At 74.7% G+C, this 20,962-nt stretch carries 21 protein-coding genes; 16 read left to right on the top strand and 5 right to left on the bottom strand.

Features of this window, described 5'->3' with window-relative positions:
- Window positions 1-28: 28 nt before the first annotated feature.
- The 12 genes from ABKW28_RS15005 to ABKW28_RS14950 all read left to right on the top strand — a co-directional run bounded on the left by ABKW28_RS15005 (window position 29) and on the right by ABKW28_RS14950 (window position 11,091).
- A complete protein-coding gene (locus ABKW28_RS15005; protein ID WP_348611099.1) occupies window positions 29-2,200 on the top strand; it encodes an MMPL family transporter in 2,172 nt (723 codons plus the stop codon).
- Between the two features lie 72 nt (window positions 2,201-2,272).
- Complete coding sequence (locus tag ABKW28_RS15000; protein WP_348611096.1) at window positions 2,273-2,470, top strand: hypothetical protein; 198 nt, start codon at window positions 2,273-2,275, stop codon at window positions 2,468-2,470.
- A gap of 13 nt (window positions 2,471-2,483) precedes the next feature.
- Window positions 2,484-2,726, top strand: coding sequence for a DUF2892 domain-containing protein (locus ABKW28_RS14995; RefSeq protein ID WP_348611087.1), 243 nt, complete (start codon window positions 2,484-2,486; stop codon window positions 2,724-2,726).
- A gap of 165 nt (window positions 2,727-2,891) precedes the next feature.
- Complete coding sequence (gene trxA, locus ABKW28_RS14990; RefSeq protein WP_348611084.1) at window positions 2,892-3,257, top strand: thioredoxin; 366 nt, start codon at window positions 2,892-2,894, stop codon at window positions 3,255-3,257.
- A 95-nt stretch (window positions 3,258-3,352) separates the two neighbouring features.
- Window positions 3,353-3,694: an NADH-quinone oxidoreductase subunit A gene (locus ABKW28_RS14985; protein ID WP_348611081.1), complete on the top strand. Its 342-nt coding sequence runs from the start codon at window positions 3,353-3,355 to the stop codon at window positions 3,692-3,694.
- 11 nt (window positions 3,695-3,705) lie between these two features.
- Window positions 3,706-4,593 (top strand): hypothetical protein, encoded by an 888-nt coding sequence (locus ABKW28_RS14980; protein WP_348611078.1) that lies wholly within the window; start codon window positions 3,706-3,708, stop codon window positions 4,591-4,593.
- Window positions 4,586-5,506, top strand: a complete 921-nt coding sequence (locus ABKW28_RS14975) for an NADH-quinone oxidoreductase subunit H (RefSeq protein WP_348611075.1) — start codon at window positions 4,586-4,588, stop codon at window positions 5,504-5,506. The genes ABKW28_RS14980 and ABKW28_RS14975 overlap by 8 nt, the downstream gene beginning before the upstream one ends.
- Window positions 5,507-5,511: 5 nt before the next feature.
- Window positions 5,512-6,054, top strand: a complete 543-nt coding sequence (locus tag ABKW28_RS14970) for an NADH-quinone oxidoreductase subunit J (RefSeq protein WP_348611143.1) — start codon at window positions 5,512-5,514, stop codon at window positions 6,052-6,054.
- Window positions 6,051-6,353, top strand: a complete 303-nt coding sequence (locus tag ABKW28_RS14965; RefSeq protein WP_193667617.1) for an NADH-quinone oxidoreductase subunit K — start codon at window positions 6,051-6,053, stop codon at window positions 6,351-6,353. The genes ABKW28_RS14970 and ABKW28_RS14965 overlap by 4 nt, the downstream gene beginning before the upstream one ends.
- On the top strand, window positions 6,350-8,206 hold the full coding sequence (locus ABKW28_RS14960; RefSeq protein WP_348611072.1) for a proton-conducting transporter membrane subunit: 1,857 nt from the start codon (window positions 6,350-6,352) through the stop codon (window positions 8,204-8,206). The genes ABKW28_RS14965 and ABKW28_RS14960 overlap by 4 nt, the downstream gene beginning before the upstream one ends.
- Window positions 8,207-8,209: 3 nt before the next feature.
- Window positions 8,210-9,703, top strand: a complete 1,494-nt coding sequence (locus ABKW28_RS14955; protein WP_348611069.1) for an NADH-quinone oxidoreductase subunit M — start codon at window positions 8,210-8,212, stop codon at window positions 9,701-9,703.
- Complete coding sequence (locus tag ABKW28_RS14950; protein WP_348611066.1) at window positions 9,700-11,091, top strand: proton-conducting transporter membrane subunit; 1,392 nt, start codon at window positions 9,700-9,702, stop codon at window positions 11,089-11,091. Before ABKW28_RS14955 ends, ABKW28_RS14950 begins: the two co-directional genes overlap by 4 nt.
- Here the strand turns inward: ABKW28_RS14950 and ABKW28_RS14945 are convergent.
- The gene (locus ABKW28_RS14945) at window positions 11,084-12,835 is read right to left on the bottom strand and encodes an N-acetylmuramoyl-L-alanine amidase (RefSeq protein WP_348611063.1); all 1,752 of its coding nucleotides are present in this window, start codon (window positions 12,833-12,835) and stop codon (window positions 11,084-11,086) included. The two genes, ABKW28_RS14950 and ABKW28_RS14945, sit on opposite strands and share 8 nt — an antisense overlap.
- A 94-nt stretch (window positions 12,836-12,929) precedes the next feature.
- Entirely contained in the window at window positions 12,930-13,727 is a 798-nt protein-coding gene (locus tag ABKW28_RS14940) for a DUF3152 domain-containing protein (protein ID WP_348611060.1), read from the bottom strand.
- Window positions 13,728-13,860: 133 nt separating this feature from the next.
- On the opposite strand from ABKW28_RS14940, the gene ABKW28_RS14935 reads away from it, so the two are divergent.
- Both ABKW28_RS14935 and ABKW28_RS14930 read left to right on the top strand, forming a co-directional pair.
- Complete coding sequence (locus ABKW28_RS14935; RefSeq protein ID WP_348611057.1) at window positions 13,861-14,580, top strand: response regulator transcription factor; 720 nt, start codon at window positions 13,861-13,863, stop codon at window positions 14,578-14,580.
- Window positions 14,577-16,070 (top strand): HAMP domain-containing sensor histidine kinase, encoded by a 1,494-nt coding sequence (locus ABKW28_RS14930; RefSeq protein WP_348611054.1) that lies wholly within the window; start codon window positions 14,577-14,579, stop codon window positions 16,068-16,070. The genes ABKW28_RS14935 and ABKW28_RS14930 overlap by 4 nt, the downstream gene beginning before the upstream one ends.
- Window positions 16,071-16,152: 82 nt before the next feature.
- On the opposite strand, the gene ABKW28_RS14925 is transcribed toward ABKW28_RS14930, so the two are convergent.
- The gene (locus ABKW28_RS14925; protein ID WP_348611051.1) at window positions 16,153-16,872 is read right to left on the bottom strand and encodes a VC0807 family protein; all 720 of its coding nucleotides are present in this window, start codon (window positions 16,870-16,872) and stop codon (window positions 16,153-16,155) included.
- A 186-nt stretch (window positions 16,873-17,058) separates the two neighbouring features.
- Between ABKW28_RS14925 and ABKW28_RS14920 the strand changes: the two genes are divergently transcribed.
- Both ABKW28_RS14920 and ABKW28_RS14915 read left to right on the top strand, forming a co-directional pair.
- On the top strand, window positions 17,059-17,706 hold the full coding sequence (locus ABKW28_RS14920; RefSeq protein WP_348611048.1) for an arsenate reductase ArsC: 648 nt from the start codon (window positions 17,059-17,061) through the stop codon (window positions 17,704-17,706).
- Between the two features lie 15 nt (window positions 17,707-17,721).
- Window positions 17,722-18,891: a cysteine--tRNA ligase gene (locus ABKW28_RS14915; RefSeq protein ID WP_348611046.1), complete on the top strand. Its 1,170-nt coding sequence runs from the start codon at window positions 17,722-17,724 to the stop codon at window positions 18,889-18,891.
- Window positions 18,892-18,904: 13 nt separating this feature from the next.
- Here ABKW28_RS14915 and ABKW28_RS14910 read toward each other — a convergent pair whose 3' ends face one another.
- The gene (locus ABKW28_RS14910) at window positions 18,905-19,606 is read right to left on the bottom strand and encodes a lysoplasmalogenase (RefSeq protein WP_348611043.1); all 702 of its coding nucleotides are present in this window, start codon (window positions 19,604-19,606) and stop codon (window positions 18,905-18,907) included.
- 28 nt (window positions 19,607-19,634) lie between these two features.
- Window positions 19,635-20,783 (bottom strand): CDP-glycerol glycerophosphotransferase family protein, encoded by a 1,149-nt coding sequence (locus tag ABKW28_RS14905; protein WP_348611040.1) that lies wholly within the window; start codon window positions 20,781-20,783, stop codon window positions 19,635-19,637.
- Window positions 20,784-20,962 lie beyond the last annotated feature (179 nt).

Raw genomic sequence — 20,962 nt, 5'->3', positions numbered from 1 at the left:
ACAGACCTGACCCACAGAACGGACCCCCATGAGCACCACCACGACCCCGGCCCACAAGGCCGGGACCCCACCCGACGAGACCGCTCCGCCCGCGGCCGGCCCCCTGGGCCGCCTGGGCCTGTGGGTCACCAGCCACGGCAAGCTCGTGGCGATCGTGTGGGCCCTGCTGATCGTCGGTCTGGGCGTCTTCGCCCCGCAGGTCGAGAAGAACCTCTCGGGTGCCGGCTGGCAGGCCGACGGCTCCGAGTCCGTGGCCGCGCGCGAGCTGGCCCGCGACAGCTTCGGCGGCAACGCCTCCTCGGCGATCCAGGTCGTCGTGCACTCCGACGAGGGCCCGGTCACCGAGGGCGAGGGCAAGGACGTCATCGCCGAGGTCACCGCCCTCCTCGAGGACGAGCCGCGCATCGCCGACGTGATCGCGCCGCAGCCGGGCGCGACGCTCTCCGAGGACGGCTCGACCGCCATCGTGCTGGCCGGCGCCGGCGCCGACACCAACGAGATGGTGCGCGTCGCGACCGACATCAAGGAGGAGCTGCAGGGCCTGTCCACCGACACGGTCCAGGTCAACCCGACCGGCTCGTCGCTGCTGTGGTCGGACTTCAACGAGGCCAACCTCGAGGCGATGCTGCAGTCCGAGCTGATGTCGTGGCCGGTGACCATGGCCATCCTGGTGCTGGCCTTCGGAGCCCTGGTGGCCGCCGGGCTCCCGCTCATCCTGACCCTGTCCGGCCTGGTCGCCTCGGCGGGCTCGCTGGTGCTGATCAACGAGCTGGTGCCGGTCTCGATCTGGGCGATGAACTTCGCGATGATGTTCGCCCTGGCGCTGGGCATCGACTACGCACTGTTCCTGGTGGTGCGCTACCGCGCCGCCCGGGCCGCGCGGCCCCACGACAAGCCGTGGGCGATCGCGCAGATGATGGACACCGCCGGCAAGGCGGTGCTCCTCTCGGGCCTGACCGTGCTGGTCTCGCTGTCCGCGGTGATGATCGTGCCCTCGCCCTCCTTCCGGTCGATGGCCGGCGGCATCATGCTCTCCGTCGTCTTCATCCTCGGCGCCACGCTGACCCTGCTGCCGCTGGTGCTGCACAAGCTCGACGACAAGATCAACAAGGGCTCGCTGCCCTGGTCGAAGTCCGGTGAGCACCGCTCGCCGCGCTTCGAGGCCTGGGGCGAGCGGCTGTGGAAGCGCCCGCTGGTCTGGGGCCTGGCCTCGCTGGTGGTCCTGCTCGCGCTCGCCGCGCCGATCATGGGCCTGAAGACCGCGATGCCCTCGATCAAGGTGCTGCCCGAGGAGTCCTCGGCCCGGGTCGGCTACGACCTGGTCCAGGAGTCCTTCGGCGAGGGCGCCCCCGGCACCCTCCAGGTGGTGGCCGACGCCGCCGACGCCGACGAGACCGCCGCCACCCTGCAGGCCGACGAGGGCATCGCCGGCGCGATGCCCCCGATGCCGGCCAGCGACGACAGCGACCTGGTGCTCATCCAGGCCGTCCCGACCGTCGACCCGTCCGACCCCGAGCTCGGCGAGACCGTCGACCGGCTGCGGGGCGACCTGCCGGAGTCCGCGCTCGTCGGTGGCGCCGCGGTCGAGAACCTCGACCTCAAGGACCAGCTCGACGAGTCCACCCCGCTGGTGATCGGCATCGTGATGGTGCTCGGCTTCCTGCTGCTGCTCTTCGCCCTGCAGGCGCCGCTCATCTCGCTGCTCGGCACCCTGGCCAGCCTGCTCTCGACGGCCGCGGCCTTCGGCGTGGCCCGGCTGATCTTCCAGGAGGGCTACGGCTCCGACCTGCTCGGCTTCGAGCCGCAGGGCTTCCTGGACGCCTGGGCGCCGGTGTTCTTCTTCGCGATGATCTTCGCGATCGCGATGGACTACACGGTCTTCCTGCTGGCCTCGGCCAAGGAGCACTACGAGCGCACCGGCGACCCCAAGGACGCCATGGTCGGCTCGCTGGCCCACTCGGGCCGGGTCATCTTCGCGGCCGGCGCGGTGATGGTGGCGGTGTTCTTCACCTTCGCCCTCTCCGGCCCGATCCCGCCCAAGGAGATGGGTGTGGTGCTCGGCATCGCGGTGCTGCTCGACGCCTTCCTGGTGCGCCTGGTGCTGCTGCCGGTGATGCTGCGCCTGACCGGCAGGGCCGCCTGGTACACCCCGGCCTGGCTGCGCAAGGTGCTGCCGAACATCACCTTCGCCCACGACTGATCCCGCACGACGCACAGACCGACGACGACAGACCCACGACTGCGGCGGAGGCCGCGGAGAGGAGGGGGCACCATGTGCCGCCCCACCACCTGCAAGACCTGCAAGAAGACCACCTGGGCCGGCTGCGGCAACCACGTCGCCCAGGTCAAGGCGAGCGTCCCCGCCGGCCAGTGGTGCCCCGGGCACTCCAAGGCCGAGCTCCAGCAGGCGCAGGCCGCCAAGGGCGCCGGCTCCCAGGGCGGCTGGTTCAGCCGCCTGCTGGGCCGCTGAGGGCCAGGACACCATGACCCACGACCTGACCCTGGAACGTGCCGTGATGATGTTCGCCGGCGCGATGACGCTGCTCAGCGTCGCGCTCGTCACCCTGGTCTCGCCCTGGTGGCTGCTGCTGACGGCCTTCGTCGGCCTGAACCAGGTGCAGTCCAGCCTCACCGGGTTCTGCCCGGCGGCGATGGTGATGAGCCGCGCCGGGCTCCGCCCCGCGTGCGCCGCCGGACCGAGCGAGTGGGCACCCGCCGGGCGCTGACGGACAGGAGCACCGCCGAGGGCCGGTGGGGGGGAGACCTCCCGCCGGCCCTCGCGCGTTCCTCGCCCGGGCCCGGGCCGGTCGGGAACAACGACGAACCCACCCATGTTGGGACCAGTAACCCCCCTGGGGGATCGACATCTTCCACCGAACAGGAGACCACCCATGGCCACCACCGACCTGACCGCCGCCACGTTCGAGACCACCGTCAACGACAACGAGATCGTCCTCGTCGACTTCTGGGCCTCCTGGTGCGGCCCGTGCCGCCAGTTCGCACCGGTCTTCGAGAAGGCCTCGGAGGAGAACGCCGACATCGTCTTCGCCAAGGTCGACACCGAGGCCGAGCAGAGCCTGGCCGCCGCCGCCAACATCACCTCGATCCCGACACTGATGGCCTTCAAGGGCGGCACCCTCGTCTTCGCCCAGCCGGGCGCGCTTCCTGCTCCGGCGCTCGGCGAGCTGATCGGGGCCGTGCGCGCCCTCGACGTCGAGAAGGCCAAGGCCGAGGCGGCCGCACAGTCCGGCTCCTGATCCACCCGCCTCCCCGCACCGGGTGAGGTCGCCCGGTTCCCCTCCTCGCTAGCGTCGTCAGCACCATCGTGCGGGCGAGCTGACGAGGGGGGACCGTGCTGCACCTGACGACGATCCTGGCTCTCGTGGGGCTGGGCCTGCTCACGCTCCGGGCGCTGCACCGCGCCGTCGTGGTCGACCACGCGCCCCTGCTCGTGCTGCCCGCGGCCTCGGGCCGGGTGCCGCAGCAGCACGCGCTGTCGCGCTACCACCCGCGCTGGTACGCCGCCAGCGTCGTCTTCCTCGCCTTCGACGTCGAGATGCTGTTCATGTACCCCTGGGCGGTCGTGGTCGAGGACCTCGGCCCGGGCGCGGTGATCGAGATGTTCGCCTTCCTGGCGATCCTGCTGGCCGCCGTCGCCTGGGCGCGGCGCGAGGGGGCCTTCCGGTGGGCCTGAGACATCTCGTTGTGCGTGCCGCGACCAGCCGTCCGCGGGTGCTCGTGGTCGAGCTGCCGGGCGGCGCCCGGGCGCGGATGGCGGCCGAGCGCGAGCTCGACCGCCGCGGCTGGCCGACCGGCACGGCTCCGGGGAGCACCGACGTGCTGGTCCTCGCGGGGCACGTGCCCGACGAGCTGACCCCCGCCGTGGACCTCATCTGGGACCAGCTGCCGGGCCCCCGGGCCCGCGCCCGTCCTCTCGGCCCCGACGACGTCGTCGCCCAGCTCGAGGCGGCCCAGGCGTCCCTGCGTGACGACCCCCAGCAGCGCATCGACGCCCGCGAGCGTGACCGCGAGCCCGCCGGCTCCTGGGTCGAGGACGACCTCCCGCTGGCCGAGGGCGACGACGACCGCGACGGGCTGGAGATGGACGTCCTGGTCCACCCGCTCGGCCCCCTGCTCGACCACTGGCCCGGCGGTCTCGAGCTGCGCACCCGGCTGCACGGCGACGTCGTCGCGCACGTCGAGGTGCACCGCCCGGCGAGCCCCGCCCACCTGCCCGCGGCCGTGGCGGCCTGGGACGCCGTGGCCCGCGTGCTGGCCCTGGTCGGCGACGACGTCTGGGCCCGGCGCGCGCGGGCGGTGCGCGACCAGCGACCCGGGCCCGAGCCCGACGGCGGAGGCCGCCGGGTGCGTGCCCACCTGACCCGCTTGGCCCGGCACCACGTGCTGCCGCACTCCGTGACCGACGTCCTCGGGCGGCTGCTCGACGAGCGCATCGACGTCTCGACGCACCGGCTCGACGACGCGGCACTGGCGTCGCTGCTCGAGGGCCGCGACCTCGGCGACGTGCGCCTGCTGGTCGCCGCCCACGCACCGCTGCTCGCGACGACAGCCGCAGGAGCGGGTCGTGGCTGAGGCACTCGAGGCGACCACCGGCGCCGCCGGGGTCCTGCTGCTGACCTTCGTCCTTGCCTGGACGGCCAGCGCGTCGTACGCCGTCGCGACCGGTCGCGGCGGCGGCGACGCCGTGCTGCACGCCCCTCGCGAGACGGCCCGGCTGCTGCGCCAGCGCCGGCGCGACACGATCTCGGCCGACCGGCTGCTCTGGCGTCTCGCCGGCTGGTCGCTGCTGCCCGTGGCCGTGCTGCTGGTGGCGCTCGTGCCCCTGGGCGCCGCGGCGCCGCTGCCCGGCTCGCTCGGCGTGGTGTGGGCCAACACGCTCGACATCCTCGTGTGGGCCTTCGTCTGGCTAGTGGGCTGGGGTGCCAACTCCGTGGTGGGCCTCGTCGGCGGCTACCGCTTCCTGGCCCTCGCGCTGGCCTACGAGCTGCCGCTGATGTTCGCCCTGGTCGCGCCGGCCCTGGCCGCCGGCAGCCTCGACCTCGCCGTCGTCGCCGGCGCCCAGGGCTCGCTCTGGTACGCCGTGTGGATGCCGGTCGCCTTCGTCGCCTACCTGCTGGGGGTGCTCGGCTTCTCGATGCTCGGGCCGCTCGCCGCACCGGCCGGGCGCGAGAGCGCCGAGGGGGTGCTGGCCGAGCTGTCGGGGCCGGACGCGCTGGTGGTGCGCGCGGCGCGCTACGCCCTCCTCGGCGCGGGTGCCGCGGTGGCGGTGCCGCTCTTCCTGGGTGGCGCCTCGGGACCGTGGCTGCCCGGGGCGGTCTGGGTGCTCCTCAAGGCGCTGCTGCTCACCGCGGCGCTGGCCTGGGTGGCCGGCCGGCTGCCCGCCCTGCGGGTGCACCGGCTGATGGAGCCGCTGTGGACGGTCCTGCTGCCGCTGGTGGTGCTGCAGGACCTCGTCGTCGGCATCGTCGTCGTGGCGGGGCGGTGAGCACGATGGGTCTGGTCGATGTCGCCTTCTGGGCCTGCGCGCTGGTGGCGGTGGCGATGGGCGTGCTGGTCTTCGTGGTCGACTCGATGGCGCGGGCGACGTACGCCTTGGCGGCCTCGTTCGTGGCCACCGGGGGCGCGCTGCTGCTGATGCAGCAGTCCTACCTCGGGGTCGTGGTGGTGCTGATGATGGTGATGGAGATGGCCGTGATGGCCGTCTACATGGTCATGTTCATGGGGATGAACCCGGCGCTGATGCCGATGAGCATGGTGCACTCGCACCGCGCCGCCATCGGGGTCGCGGTGGTGACCTTCGTGGCCCTGGGCAGCGGCGCGGTCCTGGTGCCGTGGCCCGAGCGGCGGGGCTCGCCCTCGCCCGACGTCACCGAGGCCCTGGGCACCGCGATCATGGAGAGCCACATGCTGGTGATGATGGTCGTCGGCCCGGTCATGGTCGCCACGATCGTCGTGGGCGTGCTGCTGTCGTCCTCGCGCACCCGCTACGACCGGATGGGCGACGACCTCGACCGCCGCGAGGAGCGCCGATGACCCTCGAGACCGTCCTGCTCGTCGCCTCGGCCCTGCTGGCCGTGGGCCTCTACGGCGCCCTCTCGCAGCAGGTCGTGGTGATGGTGATGATGGGCCTGGAGCTGATGATCGCCGGCGTGCTCCTCGCGCTCGGCGGCTTCTGGTGGTTCCTCTCCCCCGACCCCTCCGGCCAGGTGCTGCTACTGGTGGTGCTGGCGGCGATGACCGTCGAGATGGCCACCGGCTTCGCGGTCGCCACCCTGCTGCACCGGCGTGCCGGCTCCGACATGACCGACATGGCCACGGAGCTGCACGAGTGAGCGCCCCCGACCTGCTGCTCGTCCTCCTCGTCGCGGTGCCCGCGGTCGTCGGGGCCGTGCTGGTGCTGGCCGGCCCGTCCCGGTTCTCGGCGGCCGCCGGAGTGGCCACCCTCGCCGCCGCGGCGACGGCATCGGTGCCCGCGGTCGTCGCCGGCGCGGAGGTGTCCGTGCCGTTCGTCGCCGGCTCTCGGTGGGGGCTGACCACGAGTGGTCCGGCCGAGGTGCTGCTGCCCACCGTCCTGGTCGTCGCCACGCTGGTGCTAGTCGTGGCCGGGGGCGTGCCCGAGACCCGGGAGCCGCGCTTCACCGGGCTGATGCTGCTCTTCACCGCGGCGGCGGCGCTGACCGTCCTGGCCACCAGCCTGCCGGGGCTGCTGGTCGGCTGGGAGCTGATGGGCGCGGCGTCGTACGCACTGATCGGCTACCGCTGGGCCGACCCCGGGCGCGTGGCCTCGGGGGCGACGGCATTCCTGACGACCCGCGCCGCCGACCTGGGTCTCTACCTGGCGACGGCGGTCGCCCTGGCCGGCGGCACCGACCTCTCGCTCGACGCGCTGGCCGGCATCGAGGGCGGCTGGCGCGACGTGGCCGCCGCCGGGGTGCTGGTGGCGGCGCTCGGCAAGGCGGCCCAGCTGCCGTTCTCCTTCTGGTTGGCACGCGCGATGGACGGGCCCAGCCCGGTCTCGGCGCTGCTGCACTCCGCGGCCATGGTGGCCCTCGGCGGCTACCTGCTGGTGCGGCTGTCCCCGTTGCTCGACGCCACCGGCTGGGCCGCGCCGACCGCCGCCTGGCTCGGTGTCACCACCGCCGTGGTCCTCGGGGCGGTGGCCCTCACCCAGACCGACCTCAAGCTCCTGCTGGCGGCCTCCACCAGCGCCCAGCTCGGCTTCGTCGTGCTCGCCGCGGGCGTCGGCGCGACCGCGGCCGGCACCGCCCACCTGGTCGCCCACGCCGCGGTCAAGGCGCTGCTGTTCCTCGCGGCCGGGGCCTGGCTCGAGGCGCTGGGCAGCAAGCGGCTCGAGGTGCTCACCGGCGCGGCCCGACGATGGCCGGCCCTCGGCGCCCTGACCGTGGCCGCGCTGCTCGCGCTCGCCGGGCTGCCGCCCCTCTCGCTGTGGGGCACCAAGGACGCCGTGCTGGCCGCCGCCCACGCCGAGTCGGCTGCTCTGTACGCCGCCGCCCTGGTGGGCACCGCGCTCGCGGCCGGCTACGCGGTGCTCGCGCTGGTGCACCTCGCGCGTCCTGTCCCTGCCCGACCAGCCGAGCAGGCGGGGCGGGTGCCGCGGCGGGTCCCGGTGGCGCTGGCCCCGCTCGCGCTCGGGGCGGTCCTCCTCGGGGTGCTGGCCCTGCCGCCGGTCCTCGAGCGGCTCCCCGGCCGGGTGCCCGCCGAGCCGACGTGGCCTGAGCTGGTCGGCTCGTCGGTGCTCGTGCTCGCGGCGGCCGCCGCGACCGCGTGGCTGGTCGGGCGGGGCCGTGGGACCCCCGCGCCGCTGCGGCCGCTGCGCGCCTGGCTGCACGCCTGGCTGCGCCTCGAGCGGGCGGCGTACGCCGTGCTGGTGCGGCCGACCGTGCGCCTCGCCACCGCGGCGGCCCGCGCCGACGACCTGCTGGCGCGCGCAGTGGCCGGCACCGCGCGCTCGACGCTGACCTCGGCGGGCCTGGCCGCCCGCGCCGATGCCGGCACCGACCGCGTCGTGCACGGCGTCGCCGGTGCACTGGCCCGGGGCGGGCGCGCGGTGCGCCGCAGCTCGGCGAGCGGCCAGCTGCACCACTACTACCTGCAGCAGGTCGCCCTGCTGCTGCTCGTGCTCGTCGTCGTGTCCCTAATCGTCCTCGTCGGAAGTCGGAGGTAGAGCGTGCTCTCCGTCCTGGTGCTCCTCCCCCTGCTCGCCGCGGCCGCGCTGCTGGTCCCGGCGGTCCCCGACCGGTGGGCCCGGTGGGTCTTCGTGGGGACCACCGCCCTCGAGGTGGTGCTGGCCGCGGTGCTGTGGGCACGCTTCGAGGACCCGGGCCCGGGCGCCCTGGCCTTCGAGCAGCAGGTGCGGTGGATCCCCGGCCTGGGCGCGAGCTACCACGTCGGGCTCGACGGGCTCTCGCTGGCGCTGGCCCTGATGACCACCGTCGTGTTCGCCGCGTGCGCGGTCTACGCTCTCGGCGACGAGCAGCGCCCCAAGCTGCAGGCCGCCCTGTTCCTGGCCCTCGAGACCACCTGCCTGGGCGTCTTCGCCGCCGCCGACCTGATCGTCTTCTTCCTCTTCTTCGACCTGTCCATCGTGGGCATGTACTTCTCCATCCACGGCTGGGGCCACGGCGACCGCGCGCGCTCGGCGCTCCAGTTCTTCCTCTACACCTTCCTGGGCTCCCTGGCCCTGCTGCTCGGGTTCATCGGCCTCTACGTCGCCTCCGAGCCACGCACCTTCGACATGGTCGCGCTGGCGGCCGACCCACCGCTGCAGGGCAGCGGCGCCACCGGGGTGCTGGTGCTCGGCGCGGTGCTGCTCGGGCTGGCGGTCAAGACCCCGACCGTCCCGTTCCACACCTGGCTGCCGCCCGCGCACACCGACGCCCCGGCGATCGGGTCGGCCGTGCTGGCCGGCGTGATGCTCAAGCTCGGCACCTACGGGTTCGTGCGGATCGCGATGCCGATGCTGCCCGAGGCCTGGCGCGCGTGGGCGCCGGTGCTCGTGGTCGTCGGCGTCGTCTCCGTGCTGTGGGGCGCGCTGGTGGCGCTGGCGCAGAGCGACCTGAAGCGGATGGTCGCCTACACCTCGGTCAACCACATGGGCTACGTCGTGCTGGCGGTCGGCGCGGCCGGGATGCTGGGCGACGGCCCCGCCGACGACGAGGCCCGGGCCACCGCGGTCACCGGCGCGGCCACCCAGATGGTCAGCCACGGCCTGCTCACCAGTGCGCTGTTCCTGCTGGCCGGGGTGCTCTGGACCCGCCGGGAGAGCTACGACCTGGCGGCGTACGGCGGGCTCGCGGCGCCCGCTCCCCGCTTCGCCACCCTCCTGGTGCTGGCGGCCCTGGGCTCGCTGGGCCTGCCCGGGCTCTCCGGGTTCGTCGCCGAGCTGCAGGTCTTCGCCGGCGCCGTCGCGGTGGTGCCCTGGAGCGCGGTCGCGCTGCTGGGCATCCTGCTGATGACGGCGGTGCTGCTGCGCGCGGTCCAGCAGCTGCTCACCGGGCCGGTGCACGGGCTCGCCGAGGGGTTCGCCGATGTCCGGGCCCGCGAGTGGGTGCCGGTCGCAGCGCTGCTCCTCCTGGCGGTGGTGATCGGGCTGGCGCCGCGTCCGCTGCTCGACCTGCTCGAGCCCGCGGCCGCCGCGGCGGCCGCGCTGGTGTCCCGGTGACGGCGAGCGTCGTGGCCCTGCTGCCCGAGCTGGTGCTGCTGCTCGGGGCGATCGGCTGCCTGCTGCTGGGCTCGTGGACGCCGCGGCTGCGCCAGCGCCGGGTCCGGGCCCTGGCCGCGGTGACGGTGCTGGGCTTCCTGGCCGCCGCGGTCCGCGGCCTGCTGGGCGAGGAGGCCACGGCGTTCTCGGGCACGTTCGCGGTCGACGAGACCACCGGCCTGCTGCGGCTCGTGGTCGGCGTCGCCCTGCTCGTGCTGCTGGCGCTGGCCGGCGACGAGGTGGCCGGGCACCCCCGCGAGAGCGAGGTCTACGTCCTGCTCCTGCTCGGGGCCGACGGGGTGCTGGTGGTGGGCGGCGCCACCGACCTCGCCGTGCTCGTGGTCGGCTTCCTGCTGGCCAGCATCCCCCTCTACGGGCTGATCGGCCTGTCCGCGGCCGGCACCGCCCCCGAGGCCGCGCTCAAGACCTACCTGGTCGGCGCGCTCTCGGGCATCCTGCTGATGCTGGGGGCCGGCGTCCTCTTCGGCCTCGCCGGCACCACGGCGTACGCCGACCTGGGCGCCGGGGTCCGTGACGCGCCGGCCGCCGCTGGGGCCGCCGGAGTCGTGCTGGTCCTCTTCGGGCTGCTGTTCAAGGCCGGGGCGGTGCCCGCGCACTTCTGGGTGCCCGACGCGGTGCAGGGCTCGTGGGTCACCAGCGCCGCCTTCCTGACCACGGTGCCCAAGCTGGGGGCGGTGGTGGCGGTCATGCGGCTGCTCGAGGCGCTGCCCCACCAGGACGTGTGGCCGCTGCTCGTGGCCGCCCTGGCCGCCCTCGGCATGACCGCCGGGAACCTGGCGGCGCTCACCCAGGGCGACGTGCGCCGGCTGCTGGGCTGGTCGACGATCAGCCAGGTGGGCTACCTGCTCGCCGTGGTCGCCGCCGTGCCGAGCGTCGAGCGGGCCCGCCCGGCGGTGCTGCTCTTCCTCGCCGGCTACGCCGTGACCAACCTGGCCTGCTTCGCCGTGCTGCGCGCCGAGCCGGAGCGGGTGCGCGTGGAGCAGTGGCGCGGGGTGGCCCGTCGTCGGCCCGGGCTCGTCGTCGCGCTCGGCGTGGCGCTGCTCGGCCTGGTGGGCACCCCACCCACCGCGGTCTTCGTGGCCAAGGTCGCGACCATCGCGGCCACCTGGGAGGCCGGGCTGGCGTGGTTGGCCGTGCTGGTCGCTGCCAACACGGCGCTGAGCCTGGCCTACTACCTGCGCTGGCTGGCGACCTGCCTGGCCCCGGCGGACCACGACGAGGCCGAGGACGAGGACAGCAGCACGCGGCGGCTGCCCGCGCGGCTGGCGGTGGCGTGCGCCGCGGGCGCGGTGGCCCTCGGCCTGCTCGCGGGACCCGTGCTCAGCTGACGATCTCGACCGTGGTCTCGCGCTGCGAGGGGTTGCAGGAGCGGTCGCCGGAGTAGGTGACCACGACACGGCGCAGGCCCGGCCGCATGGCGCGGCGCTTGCCCAGCGTGGTGCGCACCTTGCCGTCGCGCAGGGCGACGGTCTTGGTGCGGCTGCCGACCTTGATGCTGACCCGCCCGGTCGGGGTCACCGCCAGGCCCCGGGGCGGCACGAAGTCGACCAGCACCCGCACCCGGCCGCGACGCGACCGGGCCGTCGGCACCACCTTGACCGGCGTGGCGACCCGGCCCGCGGAGACGACGTCCTGGGTGGGCTCCGCGCCGGGGCTGGTGGCGCGCACCAGCGCGGTGACCTCGCTGCCCAGGTCGGCCTCGGTGCAGCGGTAGCGCATGCCGGTGGCCCCGCTCACGGCCTTGCCGTCGCGCCGCCACTGCACGCTGACCTTGGCGCCCGAGGGCTCGTAGGCACCGGGGTCCAGCGTCAGCCGCTTGCCCGGCCGGCTGCGACCGGTGATCTCGGGGCGCCGGGTGGCACGCACCTTCGGCGTGCTGCTGCGGTACCTCTTGACGATCCGGTGGGCCTCGGAGCGCACGTCGTCGAGCCGGGCGTAGAGCAGCTTGCCGGGGCACGCGGTGTCGTTGGTGTCGCGGTGGCCGTCGATGATGCGCAGCGTCGGCGTCGCGCCGGCGGCGTACTTGTCGCTGCCCTCGGAGCGCACCGTGATCTTGCCCCGCGGCTTGCGGGCGTACTGGTCGAGCTTCCAGGCCGCGAGGTCGGCCAGTGCGCCCAGCATCTTCTTCGACGGCCCGGCGACCTCGTAGTTGCCGATGGCGGCCACGCCGGCCGAGGTCGCGTTGAAGCCCAGCGTGTGCGCGCCCCGCACGGGCCTGGTCACGCCGCCGGCGCGGCCCTCCCAGAGCCGGCCGTACTTGTCGACGAGGAAGTTGTAGGCGATGTCGCTCCAGCCCAGGTTCTGGGTGTGGTAGCGGTAGAAGCCGCGGATGATCGCCGGCACGTCGGCCTTGGAGTAGTCGTTGCCGCTGGCGCTGTGGTGCACGTGCAGCTGCTCGATGGTGGGGTTGTAGCGCGGCGAGCCGTTGCGCCAGGACTCCGTGGCGCCCCACTGCTTGCGGGTGCGGATGGTGGGCCGCGGCACCGGCTCGCCCTGGCGCGCCGCGGTGGAGCGGCCGGCGACCAGCGAGGCGGGCACCTCGTCGAGCTCGTCCTCGGGCCGCGGCTCCGGGTGCAGCAGCACCAGGGTCAGCGCCTCGGGGCGCACGCCGCTGACCTGCACCTGCACGCCCTCGGCGGCACCCACCCAGCGCAGGTGGGTGCCGTTGACGGCGGTGTCCTCGGCGTCGGTGGGGTCGGGGTGGTCGTCGAGGGCCGGCAGCACCGCCCACTGGCCCCACTGCCCGGCGACCTTCGAGCGCAGCGACACCTCGGCGGAGCTCTCCCCCTGCCAGGTCACCGCGACCATGGAGTGCACGGAGGTGGGCAGCGCCCTGGTCGACCAGCGCGCCTGCGAGGAGCGGCGCAGCATGGTGTCGTCGAGGCGCACCTCGAGGGACTTCACGTCCGACCCGCTGTCGGCGGAGAGCTCGAGCGCGCCGCCGGGCGCGAGGTCGTCGTCGGGGCGCGAGGAGGGGTCGAGTCGCACGGCGACCCCGACCGCGCCGACGGCGACACCGCCGACGACGGCCGCCTTCACGAGGGAACGTCGGTGGGTGGGCTCGGGGGGCATGGGGCGATTGTGCCGAGAGCGGCCCGCCGATCGCGGGAGGCAGGGCCCTGCTCCGGGGGTGAGTCGCGTCGCGGCCGCGGTGGCCGGGCGGGTGTCAGGGATGGGGCCAGGCGTTGGGCACGCAGCCGTCGAGGACCACGGTCTGCTGCAGCATCACCGGAGCCGGCAGGCCGGCGCCCGGGCAGCTCTCGTGGCCGTTGCCCAGCGCGTGCCCGACCTCGTGGTTGACCAGGTAGCGGCGGTAGCCGCGCAGCCCGCCCTCGTAGGCCAGCGAGCCCCGCACCCAGCGCACCGCGTTGAGCGCCACCACTCCCCCGTTGCGGCACGACAGCTCGCCGCGGGTGTCGAGCGGGGAGCAGAAGCGGTCGGTCGTAGCCGGCGTGGTCACCAGGATCCGCAGGTCGGGGTCGGCCGCGACGGGCTCGAGCACCCCGGGCTCCCCGCGCACCCAGCTGCGCGGGTCGCCCAGGATGGCGCGCACCTGCGCGGCGACCTCGGCGGCGTCGATGCCCGAGGCGGCAAGCCCGCGCTCGACCTCGACCGTGTACGTCGTGCGGGTCCCCGGCGGTGGGGGCTGCTCGACCGGGGCCACGTCGAAGGTGCCGGGGCCGGCGTACGGCACCGGGTCCGGCACCGGCTCGGGACGTCGGTCGCGGCCGCGCGAGGGGTCGCCGACGGCTGCCCCGAGGTGGGCGAGCGACGTGGTGGTGCCCCTCGGCGCGGGGTCGGCGGCAGCGGGCGCGGGGGTCTCCTCGGCGACCGAGGTCTCCGCCCCGACCGGGCCCAGCATCGCCAGCGCGCCGAGCACGAGCGCCCCGGCCGCGCCGAGGCCGACCACGGCGCGCTGCCGACGGGGCACCGCTCGCGGCGCGCGGTGCCGTCCGCTGCTCACGTCTCGCCGACCCCCTCGTGCCGCGCAGGACCCCGGCGGCCCCACGCACCGGGTCATCGTAGACAGCGGCGTTCACAGGAACCTCCCAGGCAGCGCACAGCCACCCGCCGGGGCGGCACGCGAGGATGGTCGCGTGACCCCGACGCAGAGCACCCCGCCCGAGGCCCGGCTCCTGGTCGTCGACGACGAGCCCAACATCGTCGAGCTGCTGGCGGCGAGCCTGCGCTTCTCCGGCTTCGAGGTGCGCACCGCCCCCGACGGCCGGGCGGCCCTCGACGTGGCCCGCGACTGGCGACCCGACCTGGTGGTCCTCGACGTGATGATGCCGGGCATGGACGGCTTCGAGGTCGTGCGCCGGCTGCGCTCCGAGGGCCGGCTGTGCCCGGTGCTCTTCCTGACCGCGCGCGACGGCGCCGAGGCCAAGGTGCAGGGGCTGACCCTCGGCGGCGACGACTACGTCACCAAGCCGTTCAGCCTCGAGGAGGTCGTGGCCCGCATCCGCGCGGTGCTGCGACGTACGACGCAGGGCGCGGCGACCGTGCCGTCGACCCGGTTCCGCTTCGAGGACGTCGAGCTCGACGAGGACTCCCACCAGGTCTGGAAGGACGGGCGCGAGGTCACGCTCTCCCCCACCGAGTTCAAGCTGCTGCGCTACTTCCTGCAGAACCCCGGGCGGGTGCTGAGCAAGGCCCAGATCCTCGACCGGGTCTGGCAGTACGACTTCGGCGGCGACGCCAACGTCGTGGAGTCCTACGTCTCCTACCTGCGCCGCAAGGTCGACACGACCGAGCCGCGGCTGCTGCACACCGTGCGTGGCGTCGGCTACGTGCTGCGCGTCCCGAGCGGGGCGTGAGCGTGCGCGGGCTGGCCGGGCTGGCCGGGCTGGTGGGGCGGGTGCCGCTGCGCCGGGCGCTGGTGGCGACCCTGCTGCTGGTGGTGACCCTGGCCCTGGTCGGCTCCGGCCTGGCGACCCACGCGACCCTGCGCGGCTACCTGCTCGACCGGGTCGACGAGCAGCTGCGCGGGGTGGCGCCGGTCCTGGCGGGCAGCACCGGGCTGGGCGAGGCGCCCACCCGCTCCCGGGGCCCCCAGGGGCGCGGCCCGCTGCCCAGCGAGTTCGTAGTGCAGGTCGTCGACGGGTCGGGCCAGGTCGTGCTGGGGCCCACGAGCAACCTCGTCGACGACGAGCCGCTGCCGCTGCTGCCCAGCGACCCCGCGGCCGAGCCCGCCGAGGACACCTTCACGGTCGGGGCGGTCAGCGGTGACGGCCGGTGGCGGGTCCGGTCGGTGCCGGTGACGCTGGCCGACGGCTCCTCGGGCACCCTGATGGTCGCGCAGAGCCTCGACGACGTGGAGGGCATCCTCGACCGCCTGGTGCTGCTGCTGCTGGTCATCGGCGTGGTCACGCTCGCCGTGGTCGGCGCGGTCGGCTACCTGCTCGTGCGGGGGAGCCTGCGCCCGCTGCAGGACGTCGAGCGCACGGCCGCCGCGATCGCCGCCGGCGATCTGTCCGAGCGGGTGCCCGAGGCCGACGAGCGCACCGAGGTCGGCCAGCTGGCGGCGGCCCTGAACGTGATGCTCGGCCGGGTCGAGTCGGCCTTCGCCGAGCGTGAGGCGGGCGAGCAGGCAGCGCGCACGTCGGAGGAGCGGATGCGCCGCTTCGTCGCCGACGCCAGCCACGAGCTGCGCACGCCGCTGACCACGATCCGCGGCTTCGCCGAGCTCTACCGCCAGGGCGCGGTCAGCGACGACGACGGCGTACGCCGCGTGGTCGGGCGCATCGAGTCGGAGGCGCAGCGGATGGGCCTGCTCGTGGAGGACCTGCTCCTGCTGGCGCGCCTGGACCAGCAGCGGCCGCTGGCCAGCGAGCCGGTCGACCTGCTCGACCTGGCGACCGAGGCGGTGGAGAGCGCACGGGCGGTGCAGCCGGACCGCCCGGTCGTCCTCGAGGTCGGCTCGCTCGACGGGCTGCCCGTCGTCGTGGGCGACGCGCCCCGGCTGCGCCAGGTGCTCGACAACCTGCTCGGCAACGCGCTGCGGCACACGCCCGAGGGCACCCGCGTGACGGTCTCGGTCAGCACCCGCCGCGGCGACGACGGCGCGCCCGCGCGCGTCGCGGTCGAGGTCGCCGACGAGGGGCCCGGCATGGACGCCGACCACGCTCGCCGGGTGTTCGAGCGGTTCTACCGCGCCGACGAGTCCCGCAACCGCACCGACGGCGGCACCGGTCTCGGCCTGGCCATCGCCAGCTCGCTGGTGCAGGCGCACGGCGGCACCCTCGGCGTCGACACCGCCCCCGGGCGGGGTGCGAGGTTCCGGGTCGACCTGCCCGCCGAGCGGTGAGCAGCGACCCGGCGCCGCCAGCCGCAGGCCCGAGTCCTCCCTGTGTCGGCCTGGCGTCGCACGGGGCGGCGGACGGCGTGGCTCAGCCGCGCACCGGCACCGGCACGGCCTGCGGCTCGAGCGCCGCTGCGGCCGCGAGCGGGCAGCCGAACAGCCCCTCCTGGCGGGCGACGTACGCCGCGAGGGCCACCGTCGCCACCGCGGCCGCGACGTTGACGGTCAGCATCAGCACGCTCTTGACCAGCACGAACGTCGCGAGCGACTGGGTCTGGAGCAGCCACAGGGTGGCGCTGGCCTTGGCGACCCCGAGCACCGCCCACAGAGCGGTCAGGTCGCGGAAGAGCCGCCGCACCCGAGGACGCATCGCGAGCTCGTGGTCCATCGGGTAGAAGTCGCCGGCCAGGCGGGCCACCAACGGCCGGGCGCTGGCCAGGGAGAGCAGGAAGAGCAGCGCGACCACGCCGTCACTGATGACGGGCTGCAGGAAGTAGAGCCAGGTGCTGTCGGCGACCACGGACAGGGCCGTGCGCCCGGTCAGCAGGATGGCGGTCAGGTAGAGCAGGCCCGAGGCGCGTCGTCGGGTCACGACCCGCCACGCGATCGCCCCGTAGGACCACGCGAGAGCCGCGCCGATCGCCGTCCACACCCCGGCGAGCGCGAAGACGCCGTAGAAGAGCACGGCCGGGACCACGACCGCCACCAGCAGGCTCATCGAGACGCGCCGGACCACCGAGAGGAGATCGGGACGGTGCGGGGCCGCGGCGGCGGATGAGGCGGGTGAGGCGGGGGGCTGCAGTGCCAAGGAGGCCGGTCCTGCCGGCCTGATCGCGGCCGGGCTTGCTCGTCGGTGCACCCCGAGATGACGACGGGGACGCTCGTCAGCGGGTCTCGCGGTCCCCCCAGTGTAGGGCCGCGGGGCGAGCGCTTGACGCACCTTCGATTGCTCAATCATCATTGAGCAGTCATCCCGACGACGTCAGGACCCCTCATGCCCCTCCCCGCACCCGCTCCGGCCGACCGACGCCGCGCTCTCGAGGCCGCCGCGGCCAGGCTGGCCAGCGAGTTCACCGGCACCTTCAACACCCAGACCGTCGAGCGGCTGCTGCACTCCTCCGAGCACGAGCTCGCCGCCACCGCGACCGTGCAGACCTACGTCCCGCTGCTGGCCGAGCGCTTCGCGCGCCAACGCCTGCAGGCGCTGGCGCGCACCGAGGGGCGCGTCGACGACGGCCGTCCGGTCGTGCTGTTCCTGTGCGTGCACAACGCGGGCCGCTCCCAGATGGCGCTCGGTCTCCTGCGCGAGCTCGCGGGGAACCGCGTGATCGGGTGGTCGGGCGGCTCCCTGCCCGCCGGCGGGCTCAACGGCGTCGTCGTCGAGGCGATGGCCGAGCGCGACATCGACATCTCCGAGGAGTTCCCCAAGCCCTGGACCGACGAGGTCGTGCGCGCCGCCGACGTCGTGGTCACGATGGGCTGTGGCGAGGCCTGCCCCGTGCTGCCCGGCAAGCGCTACGAGGAGTGGGCGCTCGGCGACCCCGACGGCCAGGAGCTCGACCAGGTGCGCTCCGTGCGGGACGAGATCGAGCAGCGGGTCCGGCGCCTGCTCCACGAGCTGGGGGTGCCGCCCACCTCCTGAGTGCGAGGATGTGGCATGGCCTCGACCTCGATGAGCTCCGGCACCGCCGACCCCTCCCTGCGCACCGGCCGCACACCGGCTGCACCGCTCAGCCTCCGCCTCGACGGCCACCCGGTTCCCGTCGTCGGCACCGCCCGCGTCTACACGTGCGGCATCACGCCCTACGACGTCACGCACCTGGGCCATGCCGCCACCTTCGTGTGGGCCGACGTGCTGACCTCGGTGCTGGCCTCGACCGGCGTCGACGTGCACAGCTGCCGCAACATCACCGACGTCGACGACGTGCTCACCACCGCGGCCCGCGAGCGCGGTCGCTACTACGACGAGTTCGCCCTGACGCAGGAGGCCGTCTTCGACCAGAGCATGCGGGCGCTGCGGGTGGCCACGCCCGCCGCGCAGCCGCGGGCGCGCCACCACGTCGACGCGGTGCAGCAGCTGGCGCAGGGCCTGCTCGCCGCGGGGGCGGCGTACGAGCGCGACGGCACGGTGTGGTTCCGCGGTGCCCACGTGCGCGAGCAGTCCGGCCTCGAGGTCGCGGCGGCCCGGGAGCTCTCGGCCGCCTTCGGCGACGAGCCCGACCGCACCGACAAGGACGACCCGTTCGACGTGGCCGTGTGGCGCCCCTCCGGCGCCGAGCACCCGGCGTGGCCCAGCCCCTGGGGCTGGGGCCGGCCGGGGTGGCACGCCGAGTGCGCGGCGATGGCGCTGTGCGTGCAGGGGGCCTCGGTCGACGTGCTCGTCGGCGGTGACGACCTGGTCTTCCCCCACCACGCCTACCAGGGCGCGATGGTCGAGGCGCTCAGCGGCGTCACGCCCTTCGCCCGGGCCGCGCTGCACGTCGGCGAGGTCCGCCTCGACGGCGTGAAGATGGCCAAGTCGACCGGCAACCTGGTGCTGGTCGACGACGTGCTCGGCACCTGCACCCCGGCCGCGCTGCGCACCCTCGTCATCGACCGCGACCACCGCGAGCCGTGGAGCTTCGACGCCGACGACCTGCACGCTGCCGAGGCCCGCCTCGAGCGCGTGTACGCCGCCGCCGGACGCGGCGGCGCGACCGCGGCGGCCGTCGAGGCCGCGCCCGCGCCCCTGCTCGACGGCCTCGACGTGCGCACCGCTCTCGACGTCGCCGAGAGCGAGGGCGGCGAGGCCGCCCGGCGCGTCGTGCACCTGCTGCGCCTGGGCTGAGCCCCGGTCGCGCTCAGCCCGGGGCGCCGGCGCGCGCGGCACCCTCGGCGAGCAGCAGCTGGGCCGCGGCGTAGGTGAGCATCACCGCCGACTCGAGCCGTTGCGGCGAGTCCTCGAGGAGGAGCTCGCGCAGCCCGATGATCGCGTCGGAGAGCAGGAAGAGCCCGGCACCGGCCATCGTGGCCCGGCGGGCGGGGTCGGCGACCGAGCCGTCGACCTGGGTGCTGGCCGCGGCCATCGAGGTCAGCACCGCCGAGTACGCCGCCACGGTCACCGCCAGCCGCCGGTCCTGCCGGGCCGCCGCCAGCGCCAGCCGCGGCGTCGTCACCGCCCACACCGCCGCGAGCGCCGCGGGAGCCCGCCACCGGAGCTCCCCGCGACGGGCCCGGAACCCGCCGATGTAGGCCGCGTGGCCCAGCGCGAACGACCCGGCGCCGGCCATGAACCGCTCGGGGGTCGCGCCCAGGAGCAGCATGTCGCCGCCCCACCCGCCGACCTGCGCCACGAGGGTCGTGGTGCGCAGCGGCGACGCTGCCGCCCTCGGGTCGGTGGCCAGCGAGGCCGCCAGCACCGGCATCAGCAGCGGCTTGGTCACCGTCCTGGCCCGGTGCGCCCGCCGGCCGGCGGTGCCGGCGAGCAGGGTGTCGAGCGCCGCGACGGCGACGTACGCCGATCGGAGCCGGCGCGACGTGGTGCGGCTGGGGACCAGGGCCATCCGCTGACGGTAGTGCCTGGCGGGCGGCTCAGGCGATGGTGTCGACGACCTGCTCGTCGCCGGCCACCTCACCGACCAGGCGGTCGCGCAGGTGCACCAGGTCGGAGACGGAGTCGAGGAAGTGGCGGGTGCTGTCGCCGACCTGGAGGTCGTCGAAGTAGTGGTGGCGCATCGCCAGCCGGGCCAGGTGGTGCTCGTCACGCTCGAGCCGTGCCGTGAGCAGGCTCGTGAGCCTGCCGACCGTCGTGCTGTCGACCACGTCGGCGCAGCGGCTGACCGGCACCTCGCGGCGCAGCCGCTCGCCGTCGTGGTGGCGGTCGGTGAGGAAGATCGGCTTCTCGGTGCGCAGGTAGAGCCAGTCGAGGCCGACCGAGGAGACGTCGGTGATCATCGCGTCGCAGTCGGGGATGACCGCGAGGATGTCGCCGCGCAGCACCTGCGCGTGCCCCGCCCCGGGGTCCCGCTCGCCGGCCTCGGCGACCAGGCGCAGCACCTCCAGGTGCGCGTCGCGCACCGCCGGGGTGGTGCTGGTGACGATCTTGGGGTGCGGCTTGTAGACCAGCCGCACGTCGGGCACCTCCAGCACGGCCTCGACGACCAGCGCCCCCAGCACGTCGAGGGAGGTGTAGTCGTTGTAGTCGGCGTCGCCCTCCCACGTGGGGGCGTAGAGCACCGTGCGACGGGCGCTGGGCGCCAGCAGCGGCGCCGGGCGCAGGTCGAGCTGGGGGCGCCCGGTGCGCACCAGCCGGCGGGTGTCGAGCTCGAGCAGCCCGCTGACGTGGCGCTGCACCGCGGCCTCGCCGGCCACGAAGACCCGGTCGTAGGCCTTCGCGTTGTTGCTGGCCATCGACTGCTTGTCGCTCTCGCCGTGGTTGATGTGCACGTGCAGGCGACGGCCGTCGAGCAGCGACTGGAAGTTGAGCATCGAGTTGTTGCAGTAGAGCACGACCTTCGCGTCGAGCCGGTCGTAGAGCGCGGTCAGCTCGGGGAACTCCACGGCCGTGAGCACCGGCAGGTCGGTGTGCTCGCGCAGCACCTCACCCGAGGCTGCGTCGCGCACCACGATCGCCACCGGGTGCTGCTCGTGCAGCAGCGCCAGCACGTCGAGCCACTGCACGAGCTGGTAGGTGCGGGTCGGGTCATCGGCGAAGTAGGCGATGACGTGCACGTCGTTCACGAGCGGAGTTTACGCCCCTGCCCCCTCACCTGCCGCGCCGCGGCGGGCGCTGCTACCGAGATCGGTGTAGATCGGCGACTGCACCTGCTCAGGCGGCGTGGGCGATGCGGCGGGTGCCGGTGGGGTCGACGAGGTAGATGGCACCGAAGCGGTCGCGCCACAGGAAGATGCCGGGGAAG

The sequence above is a fragment of the Nocardioides sp. 31GB23 genome (assembly GCF_040012395.1).
Lineage (GTDB): Bacteria > Actinomycetota > Actinomycetes > Propionibacteriales > Nocardioidaceae > Nocardioides > Nocardioides salarius.
This window is presented reverse-complemented; position numbering and strand designations above follow the sequence as displayed.

Bases quoted from the DNA above. Each gene is read 5' to 3' on its own strand.
- ABKW28_RS15005 (WP_348611099.1), top strand. From the start codon at position 29: ATGAGCACCACCACGACCCCGGCCCACAAGGCCGGGACCCCACCCGAC.
- ABKW28_RS15000 (WP_348611096.1), top strand. From the start codon at position 2,273: ATGTGCCGCCCCACCACCTGCAAGACCTGCAAGAAGACCACCTGGGCC.
- ABKW28_RS14995 (WP_348611087.1), top strand. From the start codon at position 2,484: ATGACCCACGACCTGACCCTGGAACGTGCCGTGATGATGTTCGCCGGC.
- trxA (WP_348611084.1), top strand. From the start codon at position 2,892: ATGGCCACCACCGACCTGACCGCCGCCACGTTCGAGACCACCGTCAAC.
- ABKW28_RS14970 (WP_348611143.1), top strand. From the start codon at position 5,512: ATGGGTCTGGTCGATGTCGCCTTCTGGGCCTGCGCGCTGGTGGCGGTG.
- ABKW28_RS14965 (WP_193667617.1), top strand. From the start codon at position 6,051: ATGACCCTCGAGACCGTCCTGCTCGTCGCCTCGGCCCTGCTGGCCGTG.
- ABKW28_RS14945 (WP_348611063.1), bottom strand. From the start codon at position 12,835: ATGCCCCCCGAGCCCACCCACCGACGTTCCCTCGTGAAGGCGGCCGTC.
- ABKW28_RS14920 (WP_348611048.1), top strand. From the start codon at position 17,059: ATGCCCCTCCCCGCACCCGCTCCGGCCGACCGACGCCGCGCTCTCGAG.
- ABKW28_RS14915 (WP_348611046.1), top strand. From the start codon at position 17,722: ATGGCCTCGACCTCGATGAGCTCCGGCACCGCCGACCCCTCCCTGCGC.
- ABKW28_RS14910 (WP_348611043.1), bottom strand. From the start codon at position 19,606: ATGGCCCTGGTCCCCAGCCGCACCACGTCGCGCCGGCTCCGATCGGCG.